Origin of the sequence: Paraburkholderia sp. RAU6.4a (genome assembly GCF_050435625.1) — a bacterium.
Lineage (GTDB): Bacteria > Pseudomonadota > Gammaproteobacteria > Burkholderiales > Burkholderiaceae > Paraburkholderia > Paraburkholderia tuberum.
The window spans coordinates 734,089-759,415 of sequence record NZ_JBNDKQ010000003.1 but is presented as its reverse complement, the minus strand read 5'-3'; the positions used below and the strand labels follow the sequence as shown (position 1 = coordinate 759,415).

General features: G+C 58.4%; 20 protein-coding genes and 2 pseudogenes. 11 read left to right on the top strand and 11 right to left on the bottom strand.

Features of this window, described 5'->3' with window-relative positions; all coding sequences use genetic code 11:
• Positions 1-1,398 (top strand): MmgE/PrpD family protein, encoded by a 1,398-nt coding sequence (locus tag OKW40_RS28000; protein ID WP_429492768.1) that lies wholly within the window; start codon positions 1-3, stop codon positions 1,396-1,398.
• Positions 1,399-1,467: 69 nt separating this feature from the next.
• On the opposite strand, the gene OKW40_RS27995 is transcribed toward OKW40_RS28000, so the two are convergent.
• Complete coding sequence (locus OKW40_RS27995) at positions 1,468-1,683, bottom strand: hypothetical protein (protein WP_429492766.1); 216 nt, start codon at positions 1,681-1,683, stop codon at positions 1,468-1,470.
• Between the two features lie 138 nt (positions 1,684-1,821).
• On the opposite strand from OKW40_RS27995, the gene OKW40_RS27990 reads away from it, so the two are divergent.
• A complete protein-coding gene (locus OKW40_RS27990) occupies positions 1,822-2,646 on the top strand; it encodes an SDR family NAD(P)-dependent oxidoreductase (protein ID WP_429492764.1) in 825 nt (274 codons plus the stop codon).
• A 112-nt stretch (positions 2,647-2,758) separates the two neighbouring features.
• On the opposite strand, the pseudogene OKW40_RS27985 reads toward OKW40_RS27990, so the two are convergent.
• A pseudogene (locus tag OKW40_RS27985) lies at positions 2,759-3,101 on the bottom strand (Mu transposase domain-containing protein); the annotation flags it as partial.
• A 297-nt stretch (positions 3,102-3,398) separates the two neighbouring features.
• Here OKW40_RS27985 and OKW40_RS27980 point away from each other — a divergent pair.
• The 6 genes from OKW40_RS27980 to OKW40_RS27955 all read left to right on the top strand — a co-directional run bounded on the left by OKW40_RS27980 (position 3,399) and on the right by OKW40_RS27955 (position 11,076).
• Positions 3,399-4,310 (top strand): LysR family transcriptional regulator, encoded by a 912-nt coding sequence (locus tag OKW40_RS27980; RefSeq protein ID WP_429492762.1) that lies wholly within the window; start codon positions 3,399-3,401, stop codon positions 4,308-4,310.
• A 1,204-nt stretch (positions 4,311-5,514) separates the two neighbouring features.
• Complete coding sequence (locus tag OKW40_RS27975; RefSeq protein WP_429492760.1) at positions 5,515-6,501, top strand: tripartite tricarboxylate transporter substrate binding protein; 987 nt, start codon at positions 5,515-5,517, stop codon at positions 6,499-6,501.
• Positions 6,502-6,583: 82 nt separating this feature from the next.
• A complete protein-coding gene (locus tag OKW40_RS27970; RefSeq protein ID WP_429492758.1) occupies positions 6,584-7,069 on the top strand; it encodes a tripartite tricarboxylate transporter TctB family protein in 486 nt (161 codons plus the stop codon).
• Positions 7,070-8,635: a tripartite tricarboxylate transporter permease gene (locus OKW40_RS27965; RefSeq protein WP_429492756.1), complete on the top strand. Its 1,566-nt coding sequence runs from the start codon at positions 7,070-7,072 to the stop codon at positions 8,633-8,635.
• A gap of 266 nt (positions 8,636-8,901) precedes the next feature.
• On the top strand, positions 8,902-10,047 hold the full coding sequence (locus tag OKW40_RS27960; RefSeq protein WP_429492754.1) for a porin: 1,146 nt from the start codon (positions 8,902-8,904) through the stop codon (positions 10,045-10,047).
• A 666-nt stretch (positions 10,048-10,713) separates the two neighbouring features.
• Positions 10,714-11,076 (top strand): BON domain-containing protein, encoded by a 363-nt coding sequence (locus OKW40_RS27955; protein ID WP_429492752.1) that lies wholly within the window; start codon positions 10,714-10,716, stop codon positions 11,074-11,076.
• 70 nt (positions 11,077-11,146) lie between these two features.
• On the opposite strand, the gene OKW40_RS27950 is transcribed toward OKW40_RS27955, so the two are convergent.
• The 6 genes from OKW40_RS27950 to OKW40_RS27925 all read right to left on the bottom strand — a co-directional run bounded on the left by OKW40_RS27950 (position 11,147) and on the right by OKW40_RS27925 (position 17,823).
• Positions 11,147-12,448 carry a Bcr/CflA family multidrug efflux MFS transporter gene (locus tag OKW40_RS27950; RefSeq protein ID WP_429492750.1) on the bottom strand — a complete coding sequence of 434 codons (1,302 nt, stop codon included), beginning with the start codon at positions 12,446-12,448 and terminating at the stop codon, positions 11,147-11,149.
• Between the two features lie 206 nt (positions 12,449-12,654).
• A complete protein-coding gene (locus OKW40_RS27945) occupies positions 12,655-13,458 on the bottom strand; it encodes an SDR family oxidoreductase (protein ID WP_429492748.1) in 804 nt (267 codons plus the stop codon).
• 339 nt (positions 13,459-13,797) lie between these two features.
• Positions 13,798-14,880, bottom strand: coding sequence for an alpha/beta hydrolase (locus OKW40_RS27940; RefSeq protein WP_429492746.1), 1,083 nt, complete (start codon positions 14,878-14,880; stop codon positions 13,798-13,800).
• A gap of 2 nt (positions 14,881-14,882) precedes the next feature.
• The gene (locus tag OKW40_RS27935; protein ID WP_429492744.1) at positions 14,883-15,671 is read right to left on the bottom strand and encodes a carboxymuconolactone decarboxylase family protein; all 789 of its coding nucleotides are present in this window, start codon (positions 15,669-15,671) and stop codon (positions 14,883-14,885) included.
• Positions 15,672-16,001: 330 nt separating this feature from the next.
• Positions 16,002-16,892 (bottom strand): LysR family transcriptional regulator, encoded by an 891-nt coding sequence (locus OKW40_RS27930; protein WP_429492742.1) that lies wholly within the window; start codon positions 16,890-16,892, stop codon positions 16,002-16,004.
• A 13-nt stretch (positions 16,893-16,905) separates the two neighbouring features.
• Positions 16,906-17,823, bottom strand: a complete 918-nt coding sequence (locus OKW40_RS27925; protein WP_429492740.1) for a LysR family transcriptional regulator — start codon at positions 17,821-17,823, stop codon at positions 16,906-16,908.
• Positions 17,824-18,147: 324 nt separating this feature from the next.
• On the opposite strand from OKW40_RS27925, the pseudogene OKW40_RS27920 reads away from it, so the two are divergent.
• The 3 genes and pseudogenes from OKW40_RS27920 (at position 18,148) to OKW40_RS27910 (ending at position 20,888) form a co-directional block, all read left to right on the top strand.
• Positions 18,148-19,141: pseudogene (locus OKW40_RS27920) on the top strand (aldo/keto reductase).
• 135 nt (positions 19,142-19,276) lie between these two features.
• Positions 19,277-20,311 (top strand): alpha/beta hydrolase, encoded by a 1,035-nt coding sequence (locus OKW40_RS27915; RefSeq protein WP_429492738.1) that lies wholly within the window; start codon positions 19,277-19,279, stop codon positions 20,309-20,311.
• Positions 20,312-20,420: 109 nt separating this feature from the next.
• A complete protein-coding gene (locus OKW40_RS27910) occupies positions 20,421-20,888 on the top strand; it encodes a (R)-mandelonitrile lyase (RefSeq protein ID WP_429492736.1) in 468 nt (155 codons plus the stop codon).
• Positions 20,889-21,045: 157 nt separating this feature from the next.
• On the opposite strand, the gene OKW40_RS27905 is transcribed toward OKW40_RS27910, so the two are convergent.
• The 3 genes from OKW40_RS27905 to OKW40_RS27895 form a co-directional block, all read right to left on the bottom strand.
• Positions 21,046-22,863 (bottom strand): carboxylesterase/lipase family protein, encoded by a 1,818-nt coding sequence (locus tag OKW40_RS27905; RefSeq protein ID WP_429492734.1) that lies wholly within the window; start codon positions 22,861-22,863, stop codon positions 21,046-21,048.
• Positions 22,864-23,006: 143 nt separating this feature from the next.
• The gene (locus OKW40_RS27900; protein ID WP_429493956.1) at positions 23,007-24,491 is read right to left on the bottom strand and encodes an MDR family MFS transporter; all 1,485 of its coding nucleotides are present in this window, start codon (positions 24,489-24,491) and stop codon (positions 23,007-23,009) included.
• Positions 24,492-24,530: 39 nt separating this feature from the next.
• The gene (locus tag OKW40_RS27895; RefSeq protein WP_429492732.1) at positions 24,531-25,322 is read right to left on the bottom strand and encodes a crotonase/enoyl-CoA hydratase family protein; all 792 of its coding nucleotides are present in this window, start codon (positions 25,320-25,322) and stop codon (positions 24,531-24,533) included.
• Positions 25,323-25,327 lie beyond the last annotated feature (5 nt).

Sequence of the window (25,327 nt, the reverse complement as noted above, 5' to 3'; positions counted from 1 at the left end):
GTGTCTCAAGATATTGCCTTTACCCTGGCCGAATATGCTGCTTCGTTGCAGATGAGGGATCTTCCGACGTCGACAATCGCAGCTACCAAACTGGACATCTTTGATACGTTGTCCACAACGATTGCGGGTACCTCATCCCCGGGGATTGGCGAGTTGTTGAACTTGATCGAGGAGTGGGGTGGGAGCGAGAAGGCTACCGTGTTGGTGCACGGCCGGCGAGTCCCGGCCCACCATGCTGCCTGGGTCAACGCATCTATGGCTCATGCCAACGATTACGACGACAACCACGACGTCGCCATGCTGCACGCCGGGGTGACCGTTATTCCTGCCGCACTGGCCGCTGCGGAATTGGCGGGTGGAGCAGGCGGCGACGAGCTGCTCGTGGGTGTCACTGCAGGACTGGACGTGGTCTGCCGTTTGGGCTTGGCGAGCACAATCGGCATTGTCGAGAGTGGCTTTATCTATACGCAACTACTCGGTACGTTTGGCGCAACGATTGCAGCTGGCCGGGTCATGCGACTCACGCCGGCCGAAATGGTCGATGCCATCGGCATTGCCTATAGCCAGACCGCCGGAAACTACCAAGTCATTCGCGACTCGGCCTTGACCAAACGGATGCAGCCGGGATTTGCCGCCAAGGCCGCCTTGATCTCAGTCCAGATGGCCAAGAAGGGCATACGCGGGACACAGAACACCTTCCAGGGTATCGACGGTTTCTATCGGGTGTACCTCCGCGACCGCTACAGCCCGGAAGTCATCACAGCGGGATTGGGCACCCGTTTCGAACACGAGAATTTGTCCTTCAAGCCCTACCCGTGCATGCGCCCCATGCACGTTCCGATCGATACCGCGCTCGAGGCGCGGGAAAAGTGGCACTTGGCTCCGGAGCAGATTCGCCGGGTAGAACTGAGGTTTAACGAACACACCTATTCCGCAGGCTGCACCCCGGTTGAAGCGAAAAAGGCGCCTGGCACTCCGATAGATGCCCAGTTCAGTATTCCCTACGTCGTCGCCGCCGCCCTGGTGCATGGTCGGGTCGGCCTGGCCGACTTCACATCGGCGGCCCTCCAGCGTACGGAGGTTCTCGAACTGGCAGCCAAAGTTGACGGCGTGGTCGATGAGGAATTGGAGCGGGGTTGGAGAGCCCGGGTCTGTCCGGTCATCATCCGCATCGAAACCACCGACGGCCAACTCCCGGAGCACCGGGTAGATCACCCGCATGCCATGAATCAGGCCGGCTTCGCCCGCAAACTGGCGGACTGCATTGCGTTCAGCGGCCGGCCAATGCCCAAGGATATGGCAGCAAACATTACCTCCCTCGTTGAGGGGCTTGAATCACTTCCCGATATCAGCGAGCTGGTCCGCGCGACGATCGCTGAGCCAGCCCGATCTGATTAATACACCGTCCAAGTGGGGGCCGCGCCGCCGCGGTGGCCGCACCCGGTTCGCTGCGATCTTGGAAGATTGTCAACGCTGCTCACGCGCCGGCCGCCGCATATCGACACGCATATTGGCTATGCCGCCATCAGCCCCAAGAAGAATGCACCGTGCTGGCGCCCGGCCTTCAAGGACGATCTGTGCAAGGCCACCGCGCACCGCGACGGCAAGGGACGGCCGCACCGTCGACGTATCGATCGAGCATGCCGTCGGCTCGTTGGCCCGGCCCATGACCAGTGCAGACATCGACGCCAGATTCCTTGCCAGCGTGCAGCCGGCGTATTCGCTACATCAGGCGCAGCCGGTGCTGCAAACGTGCCGTAGCGTCCTTTCGTCGACCGATGTGTCGACGATTCTCCACATCCAGCAATCGGACGATAACCCATGACACAAAGCAACTCCCCCGCCGCATCGGAATGGCTGGGCCTTTACGGTCGCGTCTGTGTGGTTACGGGTGCTGGAAGCGGGATCGGGGCCGAAACCGCCCGCGAACTGGCGCGGGTTGGCGCCTCGATTGCGGTGCTGGACCGGGACGATGCGGCGGCAGCCGAGGTGGCATCGGAGATCCAGCGAGACGGCGGGCGCGCGATCGGCGTCTGCACGGACATCGGTGAGCCCGACAGCGTCTTCGCTGCTGCGAAGCGCGTCGAACAGGAGTTGGGTCCGTGCCGTGTCCTCGTGAATAATGCTGCAATACGTCACCGGCAGCCGTTGATGGAGCTTCCGCTCGACGTATGGAATCGCGTGCTGGCGGTCAATCTCACCGGTGCGCTGGTTTGCACGAAGGCCTTTGCGGCGCAAATGATTGCCGCGGGCCAAGGCGGCAGCCTCATTCATGTCGCATCCCTCATTGCCCACTTCCCCCAGGGCGGCAGCGGTCCCTATTGCGCCAGCAAGGCGGCCATGATCACGCTGTCGCGCACGCTCACGCTCGAACTGGCCCCGCACCGCATCCGCAGCAACGTCGTGTCTCCCGGACAGATCCGGACACCGGCCTCGGAAGCCGTATACCGTGATCCCGTACTGGCGGCAGCGCGGGAACGCGCGGTACCGTCAGGGCGGATGGGTGTTCCCGCAGACTTGGCTAACGTCATCGCATTTCTGGCCAGCGACCGGTCCGACTACATCAATGCGCAGGAGATCCTAGTCGATGGCGGCATCAGCAGCACGCTGATGGAGACGAACAAGCGCCCCCTCAACATGCGCTAGTCGACTGCGTCAACGAATTGGCGCCGGCCCAATTCGCCGCGACGGATCGTCGTATCTCCACTTGATCGGCTTGGGATCTTTGTTGTGCTCTCGCCGGGGTTGCCTGGTGGCCGTGGCGCGCGACGATGTGGTCCTCGGCCGCCGCGACGACGCCGGCCGGATACAGCCGGGTGCTGACCACTTGCCCGAACAACTCGCCACGGCACCGAGTAGCGGTTGCGAGCCACCGATACACCGGGCAGGTGCGGGACAAGCGCGCGGGCTTCTCGCCATAGCCGTCGAAGGGCGGCGGCATGCGCATCGGGTGCGAGTGCCCGTGTTCGAGCATCTCGGCCACGCTGAATCGCGAAGCGCTCGTTGAGGATGCGGCCCTTGCCCTTTTTGACCTTGTCCACGACGGTCTTCATGTTGCCATGTATACCGCGCCGGGCCACGTCGGCTAGGGCGACGAAGCTGTGGCGGGATAGCCGGTTGAATCGATCGCGCCGCACATTGCCCGCATGCTCGCGCTGGTTCACGCCGCGTAATGCAATGTCGGTTCATCCGAGCATCGTGCGGCCGATAATCACCGCAGAAAACCCACGGAAAAATTGAGTGATAATCGACACTTATCGACCGTCGTCTGAACGGCCATGATACCCATCGCTCGTAGGTAGTGTAGGAGGCGCGGCTGCGGCAAGTCCATTGCGTTTTTGGAGACGCCGTCTGCCAGGTTTGCGAACGATCGAGATAGAGAAAACTGGAGACAACTCATGGTGATGGACCTCGTCCAGCTGAGAACTTTCGTAGCAGTGGCGGAGGAACAGCACCTCACGCGCGCCGCCGAGCGGCTCTATATCAGCCAATCTGCGGCCAGCGCCCATGTGCGTGCCATCGAAGAGCGCCTCGGCACTCAGCTATTTGTTCGCACTAATCGCAGCCTCGAGCTGACACGTGCCGGGCAATTGCTGGTTCAGAGAGCGAAAGCACTTCTGAATGAGGAGGCGCTGTTCATGTCGTTCGCCCGCGAGCTTCGAGGGAAAATGGAAGGGAAACTCGTGGTGGGCACCAGTAGCGAACCAGGTACACGTATTGGGGAGATGATCGCTACGGTTCGCGCCCGGCATCCTCTAGTCAGCATAGATCTGTATGCGCGCCCATCTTCAGGAACCCGCCAGGGGCTGAAGAGTGGCGAGCTTGATGTGGGCGTTCTAATTGGTCGACCCATCGACGCAGACTTCACCTACTACCAGCTGACCACAGTGCAATACAGGGTGGCGGGTCCTGCTGCTTGGAAGGAAAAAATCAGCGCTGCTGACTGGTCCGAACTGGCGAGCCTGCCGTGGCTGACGCCGAGTGCGAGTCAGGCTTATTCGGCATTGCAAGCGCAGCTATTTGGCGAGAAGGGGCTTGAATTGAATATTGTTGTCCGATATGACAATGCTGCGGTAGGCCGTGCCGCGCTTCAAGCGGGCGCAGGCATGATGCTGGTGCGAGAAGAGTACGCGGTGCAAGGCGAAAGAGAGGGGCATCTGGCCATCTCGCCCATCGTACAGACCGAACTCGCCTTGTCAGTCGCTCATCAATCGAGTCGCAAGGACGACCCTCTCGTCCAAGCGTTCATCGAAGCCGCCAAAGTCTCTTGGCCTGAAATGAAGCTGACCAAAGCGGCGCTAGATGTATAAAAAGGCTTTCCGCTGAATGGGGGCGATGTCGAGGACGTGTGATCGCCGTTCGTTTACCTATTCGGTTTGGCCTTGGCGAAATTCGGATCCGACTTCGGCCTGTAGACTCGCAAAGGAGAAAACGCTACCGGCACCGTTGCGGCGATGAAATGAAAGCAGGCGGAAAATCGTTTGTCAATAATTCCGCTGTGCCATGGTGCGCACCATACGATGTGCACAGTAGGTCGACCGCTAGCAGCGCTCCGCCGCTAAACTCCTCGCGCACGGGAAAGCCTCCGACGACTCAAAGAACGTAGGATGTTGAATGATCTGCAATCGGATTAGCGCGCAGCGAGTCGCGACTCTGTATTCTCCAGAATCGCCTCCTGGATTTTTGTGCAGCGCGCCAATGCGCTCGATGGCTTCGGTGTTCAGGGCTTTCGGCAGCGCGACATGCAGTTCGTAAAACTGCCGCCAGGACCGGTGATTGCCCATAACAGTGCTGCTCGCCAGCGAGCATTCCGTAACGATTCTTGCGACCCTTACCTTGGCGGACACTGATCATTCGCTTGCTGTCGATATCGGTGACCTTCAGGAGGACGACTTTCGACACCCGTCGGCCGGCGCGTAGGAAGTCATCAGGATGGTGCACCGTTTCAGGCTGGCAATAGACTCGAAGAAACGAGTCACTTCGTCAAGGCTCAGGATGACGGAGGCTTCGGGGCCGTTTGCGCAACGGAAAATTCTCATCACACCAGTCACACTTCGCCGGATCTTACTCTCCGCCTGCTGCCGGAATGCTTTCCGGCGCACCGCGTTTCATCTGCATGTTTGTTGCAACGCAGCGCCCTGTCGTCGCGATGCTGGCGTGGACATCCGGTAACGGCATAAGGTGCCATAACGGGTAAGAAACCGGCTCTCAACTCAAACGGTCCGTTGCGAAGGAATCTGCTGAACTGCGAGTTCACGCCCACCGAGCCCAATCAAGTGTTCAGTTCGGACATGACAGCCATGTACCCTGACGAGGGTTGGGCTATCGCGCAATCCGGCGCGGTATCCCCACGTACAAACCCCAATGGAACACGCCGGCGGTTCGAGTACATTAGTCGCATATACGTCGCACGGTTCATATATACGACCAAATAGATGTTGACCCTCCGGGCTGCCGAGTTGTCTGGCGAAGTTCACTGTAGGTCGTTCGCTAATAAAACGCATGGAGACATTCGTGTATCAACTTTCGAGAAACACAGTACGAGCGCTCGTGGGTTTCGTCCTGGCTGTTCTGTCGCTTTACGCGGTCGCGCAGCAATCCTATCCAAGCAAGCAGATTCGGATCATCGTTCCGCTCACGCCAGGCGGTAGCACCGATAGCATGGCGCGGTTGCTCGCAGAAAAGCTCCGGGAAAGTTGGGGCCAATCGGTCATCGTTGAGAACCATCCCGGTGCCAACACCATCATCGGAACTGAATTGGCGGCACGATCGGCTCCGGACGGCTACACCTTGCTGGTGGTGTCGAATACACACGACATCATTCCTCTGCTCAAGCCTAACCTGCCATACGATCCAGTGAAGAGCTTCGTACCGGTGGCCACGTTGGCAAGTGCAAGGTTCGTAATGCTGATTCATCCGTCCGTACCAGTGAACAACCTGCAACAGTTCATCGCACTAGCAAAATCCAAGCCGGGTCAATTGAACTTCGGATCGTCCGGAAGCGGTTCGGGCGCTCATATTGCGGGGGAAGTGTTCGACGAGTTGGCGGGCGTTCAGATGCAGCACATCCCGTACAAGGGCGGGGCGCAATCGATGACCGACGCGATCGGCGGACAGGTCCAGGTTTCGTTCAATACGCCGATGATTGCGGCGCCATACATCAAGTCGGGGCAACTCAAAGCACTTGCGGTCTCGGGTAAGACGCGTCTCGCGCTGTTGCCCCAAGTGCCGACGTTCAGCGAGGCCGGCCTGCCGGCCTATGACGAGAGGGCATGGCAAGGCGTGTTTGTGCCGGCTGGCACGCCGAGGCCTATTGTCGAAAAGTTGTCAGCTGAAATCGCTCGAATACTCACTTCGTCGAGTGTGAAGCAGCAACTTGAAAAAGAAGGCGTGGAGCCGTTAATTTCAACGCCCGATCAATTCGCAGCGCTGATCAATTCCGATACCCAAAAGCTGAGCAAGCTCGTCAAAAGCGGCAGCATCAAGCTGGATGGCAACTAGGAAGCGACTGGGTCTTGTTCAAGACCGTTGGCTGGAGGTGGCTCGGTCGCGAAGCCACGCACGTAATGGAGGAAGACCCAGAATGCACAGAGAACAGCGTGTCGGCTTGCTGACTTTGAGCAAGTACAGCAGGGACTACTACGGAGGCGTGCTGATGCTTCTGATTGGTGCCGGCGTAGTTTTCAAGGGATTAGGCTATCAAGTTGGTTCGTTGACGCACATGGGACCAGGCTATTTTCCGGTAGCCGTCGGGTTGGTGCTGGCAGCCATGGGTGTACTGATCGCCATGGGCGCGCGTCGACAGGCCCCGGCTGCGTCCAGCGCGCGCCACCCGCCTGAATGGCGTGGTTGGATCTGCATCATCCTGGCCAACGTTGCGTTTGTTTTGCTCGGCCGCTATGGCGGCCTGATACCCGCTACGTTTGCGGTGACGTTCATCTCTGCTCTGGGCGACCGGCAAAACACCTTCAAGAGCGCAATCATGCTGGCGCTTGCGATGGTCGCAGTTAGCGCAATTGTCTTTTTTTGGGCGCTGCAGCTGCAGCTTCCCTTGTTTCGGTGGGGCTAAATGATGGAACAATCTCTGATCGACCTGTGGCATGGCTTTGGTGTTGCGCTTGCACCCAATAACCTGATGTGGTCGTTCTTTGGTGTATTGGTTGGCAACTTGATCGGCGTACTCCCCGGTATGGGCGCGCTTTCTGCGATCTCAATTCTTTTGCCATTGACCTACAGCTTGCATCCGGTGCCGGCAATCCTCATGCTCGCCGGGATCTTTTATGGGTCGCAGTATGGCGGAGCCATCGGCGCAATCTTGCTGAATCTGCCGTGTCATCCGCCGCATGCGGTCACGTGCCTCGACGGTTATCCCCTTACAAGGCAGGGCAAGGGCGGAACCGCATTGGGAATCGCGATGATCTCGTCGTTCTTCGCGGCGTCCGTTGGCATCTTGGTGATGATCTTCGCTTCTCCGTTACTTGTCAGAGTGGCGTTCAAGTTCGGCCCCGCGGAACTGTTTTCGATCATGCTGCTTGGCCTCGTAGCCGGAGGCACGATGTCGCGTGGCTCACCGACAAAAGGGGTAGCGATGACCTGTCTAGGCCTGTTGGCGGGCATCGTTGGCACTGACGTCAATTCCGGAACGCCGCGCTTCACCTTCGGATTTATCGAACTCTCGGATCGCATCGAACTCGTGGCGTTGGCTCTTGGATTGTTTGGCATTGCAGATTTTCTGCATAACGTGAATCGATTGCAGGATATAGGTGGGGGGGTGAATGTGAGACTGCGCGACATGCGTCCGAGCATGTCGGAAGTGAGGCAGGCCTTTTGGCCAATGGTCCGGGGCACGCTTGTGGGCACACTGTTCGGTGCAATGCCGGGAACAGGGCCGACCATCACCACCTTTATCTCATATGCGCTAGAGAAGAAAATATCGAAGACGCCGGAGCGCTTCGGGCAGGGGGCGATTGAGGGAGTGGCTAGTCCTGAGGCCTCGTCACACTCCAAGACGCAAGTGGATTTCATCCCAACAATGAGCATTGGCATCCCGGGCGACGCAGTGATGGCGCTATTGCTGGGAGCACTTTTGATCCAGGGCATTCAACCTGGGCCACAGCTGATCACCGAGCACGCAGACCTGTTCTGGGGACTCATTGCCAGCTTTTGGGTTGGTAACGTATTGCTTATTTTGCTGAACGTTCCATTGATAGGCGTATGGGTAAAAATTCTGCGCGTGCCCTACCGTCTTATGTTTCCGGCCGCGATGTTTTTCATTGCGGTAGGAGTCTACAGCACAAACAACAGTCTCTTTGAAGTTGGCGAGGTGCTTGTGTTCGGCATCATCGGCGCAATCCTGATCGCGCTTAACTTCCCGGTGGCGCCTATTCTCCTTGGCTACGTGCTCGGACCAAACGTGGAGGAGAATTTTCGCCGGGCACTTCTGCTGTCACGCGGCGATCTGAGCGTGTTTGTTACGCGACCAATCAGTGCCGCCTTTATTGCAATGTGCACGCTGCTGGTGGCTGTTCAAATCGCCTTCTGGTTGCGCCGGAAACGGCAAGGCGTACAAGGCGGCTCTGCATCATCCGAAACCGCTGGCCAGCCTGCAAACGTAGACGCTGCTACAGACGCATGATTTGACCGAGGGTTCGTTCGAATCCTGAACGAGCCATGGTGAAATTTTCATAGAATGCCCCGTGAAATAACATTCAAGCTTAGTTTGATTTTTATTTTCGTAATGTTTTTGATAGCTTTCCTTGTCGGTGCAAAGGAAAGGCGGTGAGTCTATTTGTCGCAAGAATTAATTAGTTGTAGAAGATATATAAATAATGAGAAGTAGGTATTCCCGGAATTTATGCATTCAAAAAATAAATCATTAAATTACTCACTGGAGGTCACCTTATGAAAAAGTCGTTTCTCGCGATCGCGGCTTTGACCGCGTTTGGAGGCGTTGCTCATGCACAAAGTAGCGTTACGCTGTTTGGGATCGTCGATGCCGGTTTCACTTACACGAACAACGACGGTGGCCATTCATCGTGGCGGATGACCAGTAGCAATGAGCAGAGCTCCCGTTGGGGCCTCAAAGGCGTCGAGGACCTGGGTGGTGACCTGACGGCGATCTTCCAACTGGAAAATGGGTTTAGCCTCGTGAACGGCACGCTTGCTCAAGGTGGCCGCCTGTTCGGCCGACAGGCATGGGTGGGACTGTCCTCGGGCAGGTACGGCACGCTTACGCTTGGCCGCCAGTACAACGCCATGCAGGATTTCGTCGCACCGCTGCAGATCTCCACCAGCACATCGCTTACGGTGTACGGGACGCATCCGCTCGATAACGACAATCTGGGTAACACGTACCGGACCAACAACGAGATCAAGTACAGGACGCAGAATTACTCGGGGTTTCAAGGGGAGGCTTCGTACGCGTTCTCCAACTCGACGAGTTTCGCAGTGAACCGTGCATACAGTGTAGGTGCGACCTACTCGGGTGGGTCTGTCAGCGTGGCCGCGGCTTACGTACGCCTTAGCAATCCAGCGTTCAACAAGGATACGGTCGGCGCGATTCCGTCGGACAATTTCTATAGCCTTACCACGATGCCGTTCCTTGCCACCGCTTCGACCATCCAGCAATGGGGCGTCGCTGGTACGTACACCGCCGGAAGTGCAATATTCGGCCTCTTGTACACTGGCTCGCTCTTCGGGAATCCCACCTCCGGCTCGCTCTTTTCGGGCGCCACGGGCAGCGGCGGAGGAAGTGGTTCGGTGCGCTTTCAAAACCTCGAGGGCAGTGCCCGCTATTACTTCACGCCATTCTTGCTGGCATCGGTGGCGGAAACATACACGCACGCAACCCAAGGCTCGGGCTCAGGCAACTATTGGCAGACGAGCGCTGGCTTTCAGTACTTCCTTTCGAAGAGTACGGACCTCTATGTAAACGCTTTTTACCAGAAGACATCCCAACATTTGCATGCGTGGCTGAATACAATCGGCGCCCCGTCGACCACGACCACGCAAGTCGTGGCCGTGGTCGGTATCCGTCACAAGTTTTGAGGGCGCCGGGAGACCGGCAAGGAGTAGTTGGTGGTTCGCTGGCAAAGCTGGCGCGATCCGGTCGGTGCGAGTCTGACGCAAGTGGGGTAGCGATCGCCAGCCGGCGAGTGTTGCGACGTGGAAGAACGAGGTCGGCGAAGCGTACACAGCAGTCTGCGAACAACGTCGGGAAACATGTCCCGGACTGTGCGGAGCCAAGGGTGGGTGCCACGGGGAACGCGCGTCGGCCGCGCACGTGCTGGGTGTGGAACCGGGCAAGCGTGCCACACCTGCTGAAACGTGTACGGCAGCTTTTTTCGACTCGGTTCGCCGGGAATGGCTGATTCGATTCATGCAGCACCGGATTGGTGACCAACGCATCATCCGACTTGCGCGCAAGTGGCTCAAGGCGGTGTGCTTGAAGATGGAGAGTTAAGCGTCGGTGGTTAGGTACGCCACGGGACCAGTGGCTTCACCGCTTTTCGCGAACGTGTATCTGCTACTACTTCTTTGACCTCTGGGCCTACCAGTGGCGACGGCGCGAAGCCAAACGCAACGTCATCATCTTGCTATACGCAGATGATGTTGGCTGAATTGGGCACGCCGAAATCTATGCGGGTGTTCAGTAATGGACATCCCTACAGCGATAAGTCGGTATCCTTTTCTAAGACGACAGGAGAATAATCAATGAAGCTCTTTCACGCAACGCGGTGCATTGGTGGTGCCCTTCTCGCTCTGACGGCTTGTGGCGCTATCGCGCAAGGCAATAGCGAGGCCCATGTGGCGGCGCCCGCTGTCACTGCGTCTTCAAACGCCAAAGCGGTACGGCGAGAAGATCGCCTACTTCAAAAGAAAGTCAGGCAAGCATTGGCGCGTACGAAAGGCATCAGCGCTTCTGGCATTTCGGTGCGTGCGCGAAGTGGTGTGGTCACATTGCAGGGAGGGGTGCCCGATGAGTCGCAAATCCCTGTGGCGACACAGGTCGCAAAGGGTGTGTCCGGCGTGAACTCGGTGAACAACCAGTTGATGGTACGGCCGGCCGGGCAGTAACGGTGCCGATCCGAACATTGTCCCGTAGTGGAGCAGCAGTGTTCGGCGGCCCAACACTCTGGGTTCTCGACTATGTGTTGGCGGTGCGGATGCGGACGGAGATCGCAGAAGTCGCCAGGCTTCCAAAGCCCGCCAAACCCATGATCCACGCCATTGTCCAGGGCTTGCCGTTCGCGAACCATCCCACCATTGCCGCACTCAGGATGCCGCTGCCATAATGCATTGCACCAAGGAGCGAGGAAGCCGAACCGGCTTTGTGCGGAAAGTTTGCCAGTGCGCCGGCGACCGAATTGGCTACGATGAGTCCGTTCATGGACATGTAAAAGAAAATCGGCACGCTCAGACCGATCATGCCACCCCAGCCAGACCAGGCGTTCACTATCAGCGTGAGGCCAGACAGAGCCACAATCCAGGTCCCTATGTGAAAGGGTCGCTCACTGCCCGCTTGCCGCAGCAGTCGGCCATTGATAAAGTTGGCGGCCATCATGCCTGCGATGTTCACGGCGAACAGCCAGCCATAGGACTGCGGCGAGACATGGTAGTACTCGATATACACGAATGGCGTACCGACGATGAAAGCGTAAGCGCCGGCATAGAAGAACCCGCCGGACAGTGCATAGCGCATCAACCGGACATCTTGCACTAAGTCCAGATAATCGGAGAGGCTTTGCCACAGTGGTGTAGTCGAGCGTTGAGATACCGGCAGACTCTCGGGCAGCGCCAGAAGGGAGACTAGGGTTAGCAGGCCAACACCCGCCAGTGTCCAGAATATCCCTTGCCAGGACCAGAACAAGAGAATTTGCCCGCCAACTAAAGGCCCGAGCAACGGCGCGATGCCCATGATCAGAATCAGAGTCGATAACATTCGTGCGGACCGCTCCCGACCGTAGAGATCTCGCACTATGGCGCGGGAAAGCACTGGCCCTACGCAGGCACCGAGCGCTTGTATCACGCGCCAGCCCATCATTTGCGTTACCGTGGTGGACATGGCGCAGCCCATCGAGCCGATCGTGAACAACACCATCCCGACGGCGATAGGAATTCGCCGGCCGCATCTATCGCTGATTGGCCCCCACAGTAACTGGCCCAGGCTAAAGCCGACCAAAAACGCGGAAAAGGTCAGTTCGATACCGGCCGAGGTCACGCGCAGGGCACGGCCGATAGTCGGTAGGGCAGGCAAATAGATGTCGGTGGAGATGGAAGCGAACGACATCAACGCGCTAAGGATGAGCAGCAGGTGTAGCTCGTTCGTAGGCCGAGGAACGGTATCACGCGTCTCTTCGTCTTTGGCGGCAGACGCGATGGTCGGAGATGATTGACACGAAGTCATTTCAGCAGAATTCCCATCATGTTGGCTTATCAGATTGACCATGTGGCATGTCGATCACAAGGCGCTGATCACAGCGGCATTTTCCGTGTGGCCGAGCGCCTTATTGATCCAAGCCATGCGGATGATGGATTCAATTTCTGACGCGTATCTACGGCCGGCGAATGGGGCCGGAGGTACACGATGTGAAGGCTTGGTTTGCGTCGTGGCTGCAGAGCCACCATGGTTTCATGTGACTGGCACGCAACGTTTCAATTGCTGGCGGCGCGCAGTGCAATCAGGTGTTGACAAACCCGAAGGGGTTCTTTTTCGGGCGGCATGTTGTCAACGTCCCGCGCAGCGTCCACTGCACTGGGCGGATCAACGGCCAGTGGCGCGAACAGCGCGTCGAAGTCTTGAGTCGCAGGCCCATATTCCGCAACCAACTCAGCGGTCTTGAAGGCGGCAGCGGTAGTTGACAGGCTACGCACGAGCACCTCGGCGACCTGCTGGCGCGAGACAACGCCATCGCTGGGATCGCTGGCCCAACGGGTATCGCCTTGCAGCAATGCCAGACGTTGCTGATCGGGTTCGTTGTAATCGAACCAACCGGGCCTGACGATCGTGTAGGCGCATCCGCTGGCGCGCACCAACCGTTCTGAGCGTCGCTTCCAATCGTGACCTCCGAGAACGCCCAATCGGTCATCCTCACGCTTGGTCACGCCAATGGCTGTCATAAGCGCGATCCTCGGTTTTAGCTGGCCCAGCGCAGTCAATATATTGAGCACGCCGCCATAATCGACCTCCTCGGCACGCTCTCCACGTATGCTTCCTGCACCCAGCGTGAAGATGATGGCATCGGCGCCCCCGACCACCTTGGCCAGGCCATCCGGGCGCGTGACTTCGCCGACGATCAGCTGCGCTTCGGATGGCAACATGCGACAGGCCTTTGCAGCGTCTCGTACCAATGCTCGAACTGCATATCCCTGCCGAAGGGCCTCGGCAACCACCAAGCGGCCGATGCTGCCGGTGGCGCCAACGACCAGAACCACGGCGGGCGGAGCAATCTCATCCATTGCTATCTTCCTCTACTCGGGCGGATACTGGCCCGCACGGTTCCTGATCGAAGCGTGTGCTCCGATACATAGTTCATTTCTGAGCCGTTTGGGTGTCCCAGGTACTGACGGTAAAATCATTCGGCTTTTCGATCGTCGGCCCACGTATTGCGGCTTGTCGTACATTTTCATGTGCGTCGCGCACTGGACGAAGAGTTCCTTCGGTTCTTGCGCCTTTTCAAGCACCTCGTCGCTCCAGAACGGTATCGGCCTTCACCCCCACGACCGTCAGGATCGGGCGCGGCAGAGATCGTCCCATAGGTGGGAATTGCGAGCGGAACACGATGCGTCTCCCGCCCATCAGTCGAGCTTCCTCTCGGCAAGAAACTTTGAAATTAGGTCCGCAATCTGGACATTGTTCAGGTCCGACATCAGAAAGTGGGTGTTGCCTTTGATGCCGATTTCGGGTAGGTGCACCAACGTCACATCACCGCCATGGCGGTTGACGGTATCGCGCCACAGGCGAGCCATTTGCAGGCGGGCACGCCAACTATCCTGGGCTGGCAGATCCATGGGCTGCTCAGGGATGTTGTCACCGTAGAGCACCAGGATCGGAATCCGCGTCAGCGCCATGAACCTCGGAAGTGGTATGGCTTCGCCTTGCACAGTGTCGAACGCGCTCGGAATCGGGGGCGGCACTTCGCCCTGCGGGAAGATGAAACTGCTGCCCGGCTCAAGGGCCACGATGGCCTTGACATTGCGGTTCTTGATCGCAGTCAACCAACCGGGCCCTCCACCTTGGGAATGGGTGAACAGAATACCTGGGCCAATCTTGTCGAATGCTGCCGACACGCCGTCGGAGATAACGTTCGTGTCGAATGGCCCGGTGTTCGGGGTCATGGCTCGGAAGAACTGGTTAAGCGTCTCCGGGCGGTGGTCGAACTGCACGCCACTGAAATAGTTTGGCCACAGACCGACACGGAACTGGTTGAACCAGAGCTGTTCGTCCGGTATCGGCTTGAGGGTCGCCTCGACCATGCTGCGCCCGGCATTGCCACGCCGCGGCTGATCGATCAGGTACACGCCGAACCGGCGACGCAGGAAGATAGTTTGGAAGCCTTCGCGGCCGTCAGCTGTCGTTTCCCAGGTCTTTGAGAACTGGCCGGCGCCATGCAACATGACGATGGGTAGCTTTCGGACATCCACCGGGATTTGGTAGAACACGTAGGCATGGTCGCCGTGGTAGGTCTGCCCGTCTGGCGCCATGGGCTTGCGCGGGTTGAATGCGCCTGACGCGGTTGTCATCATGCCTCCGGCGGCGAAACTGCCTTGCTCTTGAATCAGCAAGGGGCCGGCGGAATTGCCTGGCTCACTGGGATGGGTTGCGCAGGCAGTGAGCAAAGCCATCATGGTCGTGGTCAGCAGCGTTTTGGTCATTTTCATGTTCAGCCTCCCGAGGGAACAGCAAGCATTTGTGTTAAGGCCGCGCCTGCACGCTGGGCGGCCTGCTCATCACCGTGCTCGCTCAATACCTGGACCGCTTGACGCAACTGCGCAGCACTGAGGCCTACGTGCATACTGGCACGCAAGTGCGAACGCAACTGCGGCTCGACACCCGGCGTTGAGGCGAGGGCTCCGACTGTGGCCAGTTCGCGGCTTTGCCAGTCGAGGTTGTCGCGTTCGAAGATGTCGCCGAACAGGTGGGCCTGCAGAAACTGATTGATGACCGGCGCGAATTCGAACACCGGGCCTTTGACAGGGCCGCCAGATATTCGGGTCTGATTGGCCCTGCCTGCCGCCAGCAGGGCCGCACCGGTGGGAATGGCGCGACTGGGTTCGCGTCCAGGCGCATCCTGGATGCCACGCTGTCTACGCGCCTCTACCACTTTCATCAGCTCACCCAGCGCATTGAGGCTGCGCGGAAAGCCGACGTAGGCATAAAGCTGCACCAGAATTTCTTTGGCTTCGCTGACAGTTAAACCGGCGTCCAGTCCTTGGTTCAACGCGACGTCGAGCTGGGGCATATCACTCGTGGCCATGAAGGTCGCGATCAAGAGAACGGCCTGCTGCTTGACGGAGAGCGTGCCGGAGGGAGCTTGAGTGTCGGACATGGCTTGCGGTGCCTCGGCGTTTTGAGCGGCGTGGCTCGGTGCAAGGGTCAGCCCCAGGCTGAGGGCCAACGCGGCGGTTAGAGCACCGGTCTTGCGAAATTTAACGGGCGTCCCGTGGGTCATCGGTCAATTGCTCCATCCGTTTGCACATTCATGGCAGCACGCGCGCAGGCCGAGACCAAGTGGCATGCCGGTGGCGAAAGGCGGGAGCCAGAAGACGCCTGGTCGTTCGCCCTTTCTTTTTTGTAAACGGAATCGTACGCATCGTAGCCGTTTCGATTAAGCTCGTGATTCAGCATGAACTGCTGAATAGAACTAATAAATCGACCCGGCGATGAAGTGGCGTTGTGTCTTGAAAGTAAGAGGTCAGGCTTTTGGATCGAGCAGTAGAGTAGGACAAGCCGTGTGGTTTGGGCATCGATGCATCCAGAACCTCGGCAGGCCTTCCAAAAACTACTCGCGATGTCGCAAAGCTTCAACGACGACGCTCAGCGCACGGGAAGATTGGCGCCGACTCGGGTAGTAAAGATGGTATCCCGGATAAGGTTCGCACCAGTCGTCAAGCACTCGGACCAATGTTCCTTTGGCAATGTGCTCCAACACCATATCCTCTGGTACCAAGGCGAGACCATAGCCCGCCAAGGCAGCCCTGACAATGGGCAGGCTGCTGTTGAACATCCATCGGCCGGTCGCACGGAACTTGATCTCTCGGCCATCCTTCTCAAACTCCCATGGAAGGGATCCACCATGGGGTAGTCGCAGGCTGATGCAACTATGCTGGGTTAGTTCATACGGTGAGCCAGGCTTTGGCCGGGTGGCGAAATATCCAGGCGTCGCCACGACAGCGCTGCGTAAATCCGGACTAATGCGCACCGCGATCATGTCCTTGGCCACCCGGTCACCTACGCGAACGCCTGCGTCATAACGTTCGGCCACGATGTCCGACAGCGTGTAGTCGACAGTGATCTCGACGTTGATGTCGGGATAGTTGTGAAGGACTGTGGATAATTTAGGCCAGAGGATGCTATTGGCAGCGTGCTCGGCCGACGTAATGCGAATGGTCCCGGCAGGCCTGTCACGCAGTTCCTCCACGGCCGCGATGTGAGCATCGATCTCGTCGAACTGCGGCGCTACACGGAGGTATAGTCTTTCGCCTGCTTCAGTCGGGGCTATGCTGCGTGTGGTGCGCGTCAGCAGTCGGACGCCGAGCCGAGTTTCGAGTCCACGAACCGCATGGCTCAACGCGGAGGGCGACACGTCGAGCAGCGCGGCTGCCCGGGTGAAGGTGCCTTCGCGCACGACACGGACGAAGGCTAGGACGTCGTTGAAGCTTTCTATGGCCATTCGTGAGCCCGGTTCATTTGCTATTGCGATTTGTCACTTTGGCCGGATAGCGCAGCGCGTCGATCAGCACGGTCATGGCACGGGACAACTGTCGCTGACTCGGATAGTAGAGGTGGTATCCCTGAAACACCGGGCACCAGTCTTCGAGAACCTGCTCGAGTTGCCGCTTGACGATATAGGATTGGACCATCTCCAGAGGCAAGTATCCGAGACCGAATCCCGCCAGCGTTGCATGGAGGATCTGCCTCGTTCTATTGAAGGCAAGCTGGCCCTCTACCCGCACATTGATTTGTTGTTTGCCCTTCTTGAGTTCCCAGGCATAGAAATCTCCATGGCTCATCGAGCGCAGATTGATGCACTCGTGATTGACCAGTTCCTGCGGTGCCTTGGGAGCAGAATGTTTTGCCAGATAGGCCGGTGAGCCAACGATCGCGACGCGCATGTCGGGGCTGATGCGTACGGCGGTCATGTCTCGGGCCACTTCGTCACCGAGGCGAACGCCCATGTCATACCGCTCTGTCACGATGTCTATGAAACGGGACTCCACGACCATCTCGACCTTGATCTGGGGATACTTGGGGAGCAACTTGGCGAGCCTCGGCCAGAGCACCGTCTCGGCTGCGTTTTCTGTCGCAGTGATGCGGATCGTGCCCGCAGGCTCGTCACGCAGTTCTCCCACTGCCATCAGCTCCGCCGCGATTTCTTCAAAACAAGGGGCGATGTTTCGCATCAATCGCTCTCCCGCCTCGGTCGGAGAAACGCTACGTGTGGTCCGGGTCAGCAATCGGACGCCCATCTTGGATTCGAGTGCGCGGATGAGGTGGCTCAGCGCCGATTGAGACACGCCGAGCTGCGCCGCGGCGCGTGTGAAGCTTCGCTCGCGCGCCACGGCAATAAACGCCAGCAAGTCACTATAGCTCTCTCTCGCCATTTATGAGTTTGCCTCACAAGTATTTGCTGATTTTAGCATCTAGTCGTACCAAAATGTGATTGATACATTGCGAAGTGACGCGATCCTGCGACGAAATTTGATCTTTCCCATTGGGCACGACCCCTCCGGCGAGACCTTGATTCCGTTTGTTGCCCAGTGTCCCAAGGCTCGGCGGCAGCCAGTCAAGCGAGCCAAGGATAGGCGAGCGACGGAGCGCGTGACGAGCTGATTGAGCAACGTCGAGATCAAGCGAATCAGGTGGCGGTCCACTGCAGACATCCGCCTTGCCAATCGCCGCAACCCCAACAAAAGGAGTAACGAATCATGAACCATCGCAAACTTGGAAATAGCCTGCAAGTATCGGCCCTTGGGCTGGGCTGCATGAGTATGAGTGCGCTGTACGGGCCGCCCGCCGATCGGCAAGAGATGATCAAGCTCATCCGCGCAGCTCACGACCGCGGCGTTACCCTGTTCGATACGGCCGAATCCTACGGCCCTTTCACCAATGAAGATTTGCTCGGCGAAGCCCTGCAACCCATCCGTGACCAGGTCGTCATTGCGACCAAATTTGGTTTCGATATTGACCTGGCGAGCGGCGAACGTCGCGGCGGCACCAACAGTCGTCCTGAGCACATCAAGGCTGCAACGGAGGCTTGCCTCAGGCGCCTGCGCACCGATCGTATCGACCTGCTGTACCAGCACCGCGTGGACCCCAACGTGCCGATCGAAGAGGTGGCCGGCGCAGTCAAGGACTTGATCGCCGAGGGCACGGTCGAGCATTTCGGCCTGTCGGAAGCAGGTGTCAAGACGATCCGCCGCGCCCATGCCGTGCAGCCGGTGACGGCCGTGCAAAGCGAATATTCGCTGTTCTGGCGCGGGTCTGAACTGGAGCTTCTGCCGGTACTTGAGGAACTCGGCATCGGTTTCGTGCCGTTCAGTCCGCTGGGTGCTGGGTTTCTCACAGGCAAGATCGATGAGAACACTAAGTTCGATCCCACGGATTTCCGCAACAACGTACCGCGTTTTTCTCCCGACGCGCGCAAGGCCAACCTGGCGCTGGTTGATGTCTGTCAAAGACGTTGCCGCGCGCAAGAACGCCACACCGGCACAAGTGGCGCTTGCCTGGCTGCTGGCGCAAAAGCCCTGGATCGTACCTATTCCCGGCACGACGAAGCTGCACCGCCTGGAAGAAAATCTGGGCGCCGTGGATCTCGACCTGAGTAAGGACGATCTCGATCAAATCAACGACGAGGTGTCGAAGATCCAGGTTCAGGGCGAACGCCTGCCGGAGGCAGCGCTGAAGATGACCGGGCAGTGAGCTGGTCGAACCGCACATGACTGATCGAGCAGTTTCCCTGTCACGCGCGCGACGCTTCGATGTCAGCAGGGTGACGCCATGACGAAAGCGTATTGGCCTTCCCATGCACGGACGTCGGCAGACAGGGGGCCGCCCGTGCTTCTTGCGTCGCCAGGCGAAAAAGCCAGTGAAACGGATGCCGCGTCGGCGGACATGACTGCGGTTCATGTTTCCCCGGTGGGCGGTGGCAAACCCCAGTCTCTCCATCTGCGCCCGGACGATTGCCTCGGCGACCTGCTGAAGCATCCCGCCTTTCAGGGCTTTAGTCATCGGATGTTGCCGTGGGATGGACAGACTTACGACGAGGCGATGCCGCTGCGATCGATCGATCGACTCCTGCCTTATCACACCCATGTGGATCCCGGCGTCGTTGTCGCGTCGCTCAATCGCATGGTGGACGACGCCAACGCCGGCCGCATCGTTTTCTACGACTTCCATACAGAGGCCGAGAAGCGAGTGGACCCGCCGTTGAAGTACACCGGTCTGTTCTTCTTCCGGGGAAAACCCGGTGCGCCCTTTGCTGTCGTCGCCCCGGGCGGCGGGTTTTCCTACGTAGGCTCCGTGCATGAAGGTTTTCCTTATGCCGCGGAGATCAGCAAACTGGGATTCAATGCTTTCGTCTTGAAGTATCGAGCTGGTCATGGCGGCAGGGTAGCCACCGAGGATCTGGCCGCGGCAGTTTCGTACATCTTCCAACACGCGAATACGCTGCAGGTCGGTACGGCGAGCTACTCGCTGTGGGGCAGTTCCGCAGGTGCGCGGATGGCTGCCGCGATTGGCTCGCACGGCACCGCCCACTTTGGCGGTTCGCGGTTGCCGAAATCTTCCGTCGTGGTGATGGCTTACACCGGTCATTCGGAAGTCATCGCATCCGAGCCACCCACCTTTGTCGTCGTGGGCGACCGCGACGGTATAGCGCGGCCCGACGTGATGGAAACGCGGGTCTCTGCGCTTCGACGCATGGGAACGCCGGTCGAATACCGCAAATATCCGGGGGTGGGGCACGGATTCGGAACGGGCCAAGGCACTAGTGCGGATGGTTGGATTGGTCAGGCTGTTCAGTTCTGGGAGAGGGAAATCCGGCTGCAAGAGGAATGGACATGTGACGAGCGGTCCAAGAGAGCGCGATGATCCCGGCGGTAGATGGAAGCCAACCGGAAACGGTGCAGATTCAACCAGGTCGGGGTCCAATATCTGACGACCACAATTTGTACCCAAAGAAACTGCAGCAAGGACGATCATGAAATTACCCGCCGCCGCCATTGCCCTATCTCTCGCGCTGTCGACCGCCGCCGCCACGGAGCCGGCGCTGATCACGGTCACGCGAGTCGACTCCCAGCCTTCCGGTGCCGGCCCGGAGCAGAACTTCACCGGCTCGGTGCGCGTGGACTCGCGCTTCCAGGCCGCTGCGCCAGCGCGCGTGGGTGGCGCCCTTGTCACCTTCGAGCCTGGCGCGCGTACGGCCTGGCATTCGCATCCGCTGGGGCAGACGTTGATTGTCATCGCAGGTGTCGGACGGGTTCAGCAATGGGGTGGCCCGGTTCAGGAAATCCGTCCGGGCGATGTGGTTTGGATTCCGCCGGGCGTCAAGCATTGGCACGGCGCTAGTCCCACGGTGGGTATGAGCCACATCGCGATTGCCGAGTCCCTGGATGGCAAATCGGTGGAGTGGATGGAAAAGGTCAGCGACGAACAGTACGGACGGTAATTGCGGCCCATGACATCGCACGTCGCCCATCCGCATCGACGGGTTGCTGCCTAAACGTTGTCGACAGATTGAGCACGGCGGCGGCTCAATGGACCACGCCGCTTGACGATGGCGATCTCTCGACGATTTGAATGATCGATGCGAGACTCGCTGGCCGTTATCGATAGTCGGGACCACTCGCTGTGGGGGTGGGGTAGGGTCCGGAGAGCAGACCATATCCCTGTTCCTCCCAGAATGCGCATCGATGTCGAGCATAGAAGTCGGTGTCCGCGTTTACGCTGGTCGTGTCGAATTTCATGACAGACTGTTGGTCGGGTTTGTAGGCCGGCCAGATGGGCAAATTCTTCCCGTTTGGATTGCCTTTCGTCGCAAAGTTCGTCCAATATCCGATCATCGCGTCAGAGATTTTCCGCTGAGCGGGAGTGAGTTCGGTCTGGTGAAAAAGATACGAAAGCTCTTTCGTGTGGGCGGCGCCGATTTGATTGCCTGGTGCGTCGAATATAGGAGCGGGATAGGGCGCCGTACCGTCGGCGAATTCGTATGTATACAATTGCACATGCGGCGACGCCAATTGGCTTGCCAAATGCAAATTGCAAAGCCCGATCCGATCGTTCGTTACCATTCCAGAGTCACTCAGCACCGCGATCAACGCGCGCATGGGAGTTGGGTAGTCGGCGAGCGGGTATTGTTGCTGAATTGCGGCGACTCGAGATTGCCCAAAGTACTGCTCCAGAATCGTGGGATATTGGGCCGGGGTGATCGACTTACCCTTTCCGTCATATCGTAGCGCCAGATCAAACATCGCCTCATCGCGATTCGAGCCCTGTATCAATGGGACCTGATTGAAGCGACCGGAAGCGATGGCCTCGCGAATCGGTATTGGGAATGCTCCACCGCCCCAAGCCGGCTGGGCGCCGGAGGTGTCGGAAGTGGCACCTCGTTCTTTCGAAAGGATCACTTGTGCAGGCAAAGCGCGCAGGCAGGGGAGCGGGTTTGCTTCGGTGCATCCAAGCTGCGCGGCAGTGTCTGTGCCACGTTCCTCAGCCGCAGTCAGCGACGGAAAAAATTGCCATTGGCAAGGACCGCTTTCTATAATCGCCTTCTGAAAAAGTCCGCGCGCGGGGGGCGATGCGAGAAGAACGCAAACGGCTTGAGCGCCGCCTGATTCACCAAAAATAGTGATGTTCTCAGGGTCGCCGCCGAACTTTGCAATATTGGCCCTAACCCATCGTAGGGCTTGCTGTTGGTCCAACGTCGCATAGTTCCCGGATCCCAACTGGCGACCTTCGGCGGTAAGGGCCTTATGCGCGAAGAATGCGAAGATATTGAGTCGATAGTTCATGGAAACATATACGACGGGAGCGCCGCGAGTAACGAGCCAGTCCGCGTTGTACTCGTTTGCCGCTGAAACGCGTTGACCTCCGCCGTGAATGAAGACCATGACCGGAAGGTCGTGCTGCGGCCGGTGATGCGGCGCCCAAACATTCAAGTAGAGACAATCCTCGTTCACGCTTGCCAGCCGACCCGTCTGCGGACAAGGGCTACCCGCATCGAATGCATCACGAATTCCCGACCACGGCAGCGGAGGGCGTGGGGCTTTCCATCGCAGCTCACCGACGGGCGGAGCAGCGTAAGGGATGCCTTTGAACACCTCAACGGCACCATCGTTCGATAACTTGCCTCGTACCGCGCCTGTTTCCGTGCCAACGCTCACAAAGTCGAAGTTGTTTTCAAGTCCTGACAATCCTGCGGTTGCGGTCGATGTTGTTACCCATAGCGCCAGGCCAAAGACGAATATGAGAAATTTCGTCCACTGGTTATGCGAGAGTAGTTTGGAAAGCATTTGATATCCAGGATTTTTGCTTTGGATTGACGACACTTCGACTTCAATTATGAAACTGCTTGGCACTTGATCCTCTAGTGCTAACAGCCCCTCACTGGCCGATGAGTTGATCAGGCTGACGCGTTCGGCCATACGCGTTGCATCGGAGTTGCTCCAGACATCTCGATGATGCGTGGTAGTACGGCTCTTGAATAAACTCGGAAATGGATCTGGGCTCCATCGCGACTTCGGCATTACGTTTGGTCGGAGCGGGGGGCCGTCTGATGCGCTGATGACTAGCCGAGCTCGGCTGCGGGGATATCAGCGGGTTTCCGTTCCAGCTTGATCGGTGGCATCCACGCCGCCACGAGGACAATCAAGAGCGACATTAGCGCCATGGCGAGGAAGGTGAAATGCAGTGCTTGCTGAAGGGTGTGATGTACAGATGGGTCAACCGCAAGCGGCGTGTCGCCCACATTCAGCGCTTGTCGAAGTTTGTCAGCCACTAGCTTTCCGGGATGCGATTCGTTTGCGAGTGCGACGTTGAAAACCGCCCCAAGGAGCGACGCACCTAACGTGCTGCCAATATTGCGCGAGAAAATATTCGACGCAGTGGCACTTCCTCTTTGAGAGCTACTCACAATTTCCTGAATGAGAATCAACGAAGAAAGGCTGATGTTGCCCATGCCGAACCCCATGATCAACGATCCGACGGCTGCAATTGCGGGAGAACTCGTCGGGCCGAGCGCGACGAACAAGGATGCGCCCAACGGGAGACAGATGCTTCCGGTGAAGAAGAGCGGTTTGATGCCTACACGGTGAATGATTCGTGCCGCAATGGTGGCGCTTGCCGGCCATCCGACCAACATCATCGTCAGAGCGAGGCCGGCGACCGTGGGCGAGCGCTGCAGAACGCCTTGCACATACATCGGCAGGAACGACGTCAGCCCTATCAGAGTCATGCTGGCGAGCATGCTTGCCAGATTGGCTGCAAGGATAGGCCGCCGTCTCCATAGTTCGAAGGAAATCATCGGATCTTCGACCCTTCGTTCATGCCGGATGAACATAACCGAACCGACAAGAAACAAAATGAAAGTCAGTATTGCGAGAGGCTCTTGCGAGGTGCTGACCTGCGTCAGGCACACCATCAGGGATGCAATCGCGACCGTCGAGAGAACGGCACCCCGGATGTCGATGGTCGAGCGTTGCGCTGGCTTCTTTTCATGCAGAAACAACCAGAAGCCGAGCGCTGCCACGATACCGATGGGAATGTTGATCCAGAAAATCCAGGCCCACGACAGATCGCGAATGATCAATCCACCCAACACCGGACCCAGAACTGCCGAAATCGCCCAAACACTGGCGAGATAGCCTTGAACCTTGCCGCGTTCGTGGCCAGGAAAGAGATCGCCGATGATGGTGATCGCCACGGGCTGAATCGCGCCGGCGCCGATGCCTTGTATCAGGCGGTAGGCAATCATCTCGGGCATCGAGTGTGCGATACCACACAGGAACGAGCCGATCAGGAAAACGGCTATCCCGGCAAGCACGGTCGGCTTACGTCCGTAGAGATCGGCAAGCTTGCCGAAAATGACCGTCGTTGCCGTCTGTGTCAACAGGAACGCTGTGAAGACCCAGCTGTAATATTCCAGGCCTCCCAACTGGGCAACGATTTGAGGCATCGCAGTCGAGACGATCGTCGCTTCGATCGCAATCATCGCCATGGACATCATGACGGAAGCGACGACGGGGGCGCGAGTCGCGTGGGTCGACTTGAGCATGATCTTCACGGGCGGCGGTGTCGGGCTCGCGATGGCCAGTTAATTGTATCGGGCGGGACGCTTTTCCAAGAAGGCGTCGACGGCCTCGCTGTGATCCGGCGTCTTGTGCGCGACTGCCTGAAAAACGGCAGACAGTTCAAGCACGGTATCCAGACGCGAATGCAGTGCTTCGCGCATGAGGCGCTTGGTCAGGCGTAGACCGTGGGATGCATGCTGACTGATTCTCTCCGCGAGCTCTCGCGAGGCGGTCAGGAGTTGGTCGTGCGGTACGACGCGGGAGATCAGATTGATGGCCAACGCCTGTTCAGCATCGATCATGTCTCCGGTGAAGGCGAGTTCGGCAGCGCGTGACATCCCGACGATACGTGGCAGCAACCATGCACCACCATCTCCCGGGATGATGCCCAACTTGATGAAGCTCTCTGCGAACTTGGCCTTTTCGGATGCAATGCGGATGTCGCACATGCAGGCGAGGTCCAGCCCGGCTCCGATCGCGTGACCATTGACGGCAGCGATAACGGGGACCTCGAGGTCGAAGAGGCATAGCGTCAGACGTTGAATGCCTCGACGGTACTCATGCCGGATATCCATTTCGGCCACTTCAGGCGAGGCTTGCCGCTTCATTTCGCGGATGTCGCCCCCCGCGCAGAAGGACGGTCCATTCCCGGTCAGGACGACGCAACGGACCTGTCGGTCATCGTGAATGCGCTCGATGGCAGCGAGAAATTCGGGCACAGCGCTGTTACCGGTCAGCGGATTACGCTGCTCCGGCTGGTTCATCGTCAGAGTGACGATCGGGCCATCCTGCTCGTAGATCAGAAAGTTAGACATGTGGA

Excerpts from the sequence above, each read along its gene's own strand:
- OKW40_RS27935 (WP_429492744.1), bottom strand. The coding sequence starts at position 15,671 with ATGACCCACGGGACGCCCGTTAAATTTCGCAAGACCGGTGCTCTAACC.
- OKW40_RS27950 (WP_429492750.1), bottom strand. The coding sequence starts at position 12,448 with ATGGTCAATCTGATAAGCCAACATGATGGGAATTCTGCTGAAATGACT.
- OKW40_RS27995 (WP_429492766.1), bottom strand. The coding sequence starts at position 1,683 with ATGTCTGCACTGGTCATGGGCCGGGCCAACGAGCCGACGGCATGCTCG.
- OKW40_RS27955 (WP_429492752.1), top strand. The coding sequence starts at position 10,714 with ATGAAGCTCTTTCACGCAACGCGGTGCATTGGTGGTGCCCTTCTCGCT.
- OKW40_RS27940 (WP_429492746.1), bottom strand. The coding sequence starts at position 14,880 with ATGAAAATGACCAAAACGCTGCTGACCACGACCATGATGGCTTTGCTC.
- OKW40_RS27910 (WP_429492736.1), top strand. The coding sequence starts at position 20,421 with ATGAAATTACCCGCCGCCGCCATTGCCCTATCTCTCGCGCTGTCGACC.
- OKW40_RS27900 (WP_429493956.1), bottom strand. The coding sequence starts at position 24,491 with ATGCTCAAGTCGACCCACGCGACTCGCGCCCCCGTCGTCGCTTCCGTC.
- OKW40_RS27980 (WP_429492762.1), top strand. The coding sequence starts at position 3,399 with ATGGTGATGGACCTCGTCCAGCTGAGAACTTTCGTAGCAGTGGCGGAG.
- OKW40_RS27930 (WP_429492742.1), bottom strand. The coding sequence starts at position 16,892 with ATGGCCATAGAAAGCTTCAACGACGTCCTAGCCTTCGTCCGTGTCGTG.
- OKW40_RS27945 (WP_429492748.1), bottom strand. The coding sequence starts at position 13,458 with ATGGATGAGATTGCTCCGCCCGCCGTGGTTCTGGTCGTTGGCGCCACC.
- OKW40_RS27895 (WP_429492732.1), bottom strand. The coding sequence starts at position 25,322 with ATGTCTAACTTTCTGATCTACGAGCAGGATGGCCCGATCGTCACTCTG.
- OKW40_RS27905 (WP_429492734.1), bottom strand. The coding sequence starts at position 22,863 with ATGGCCGAACGCGTCAGCCTGATCAACTCATCGGCCAGTGAGGGGCTG.
- OKW40_RS27965 (WP_429492756.1), top strand. The coding sequence starts at position 7,070 with ATGATGGAACAATCTCTGATCGACCTGTGGCATGGCTTTGGTGTTGCG.
- OKW40_RS27970 (WP_429492758.1), top strand. The coding sequence starts at position 6,584 with ATGCACAGAGAACAGCGTGTCGGCTTGCTGACTTTGAGCAAGTACAGC.
- OKW40_RS27990 (WP_429492764.1), top strand. The coding sequence starts at position 1,822 with ATGACACAAAGCAACTCCCCCGCCGCATCGGAATGGCTGGGCCTTTAC.
- OKW40_RS27925 (WP_429492740.1), bottom strand. The coding sequence starts at position 17,823 with ATGGCGAGAGAGAGCTATAGTGACTTGCTGGCGTTTATTGCCGTGGCG.
- OKW40_RS27960 (WP_429492754.1), top strand. The coding sequence starts at position 8,902 with ATGAAAAAGTCGTTTCTCGCGATCGCGGCTTTGACCGCGTTTGGAGGC.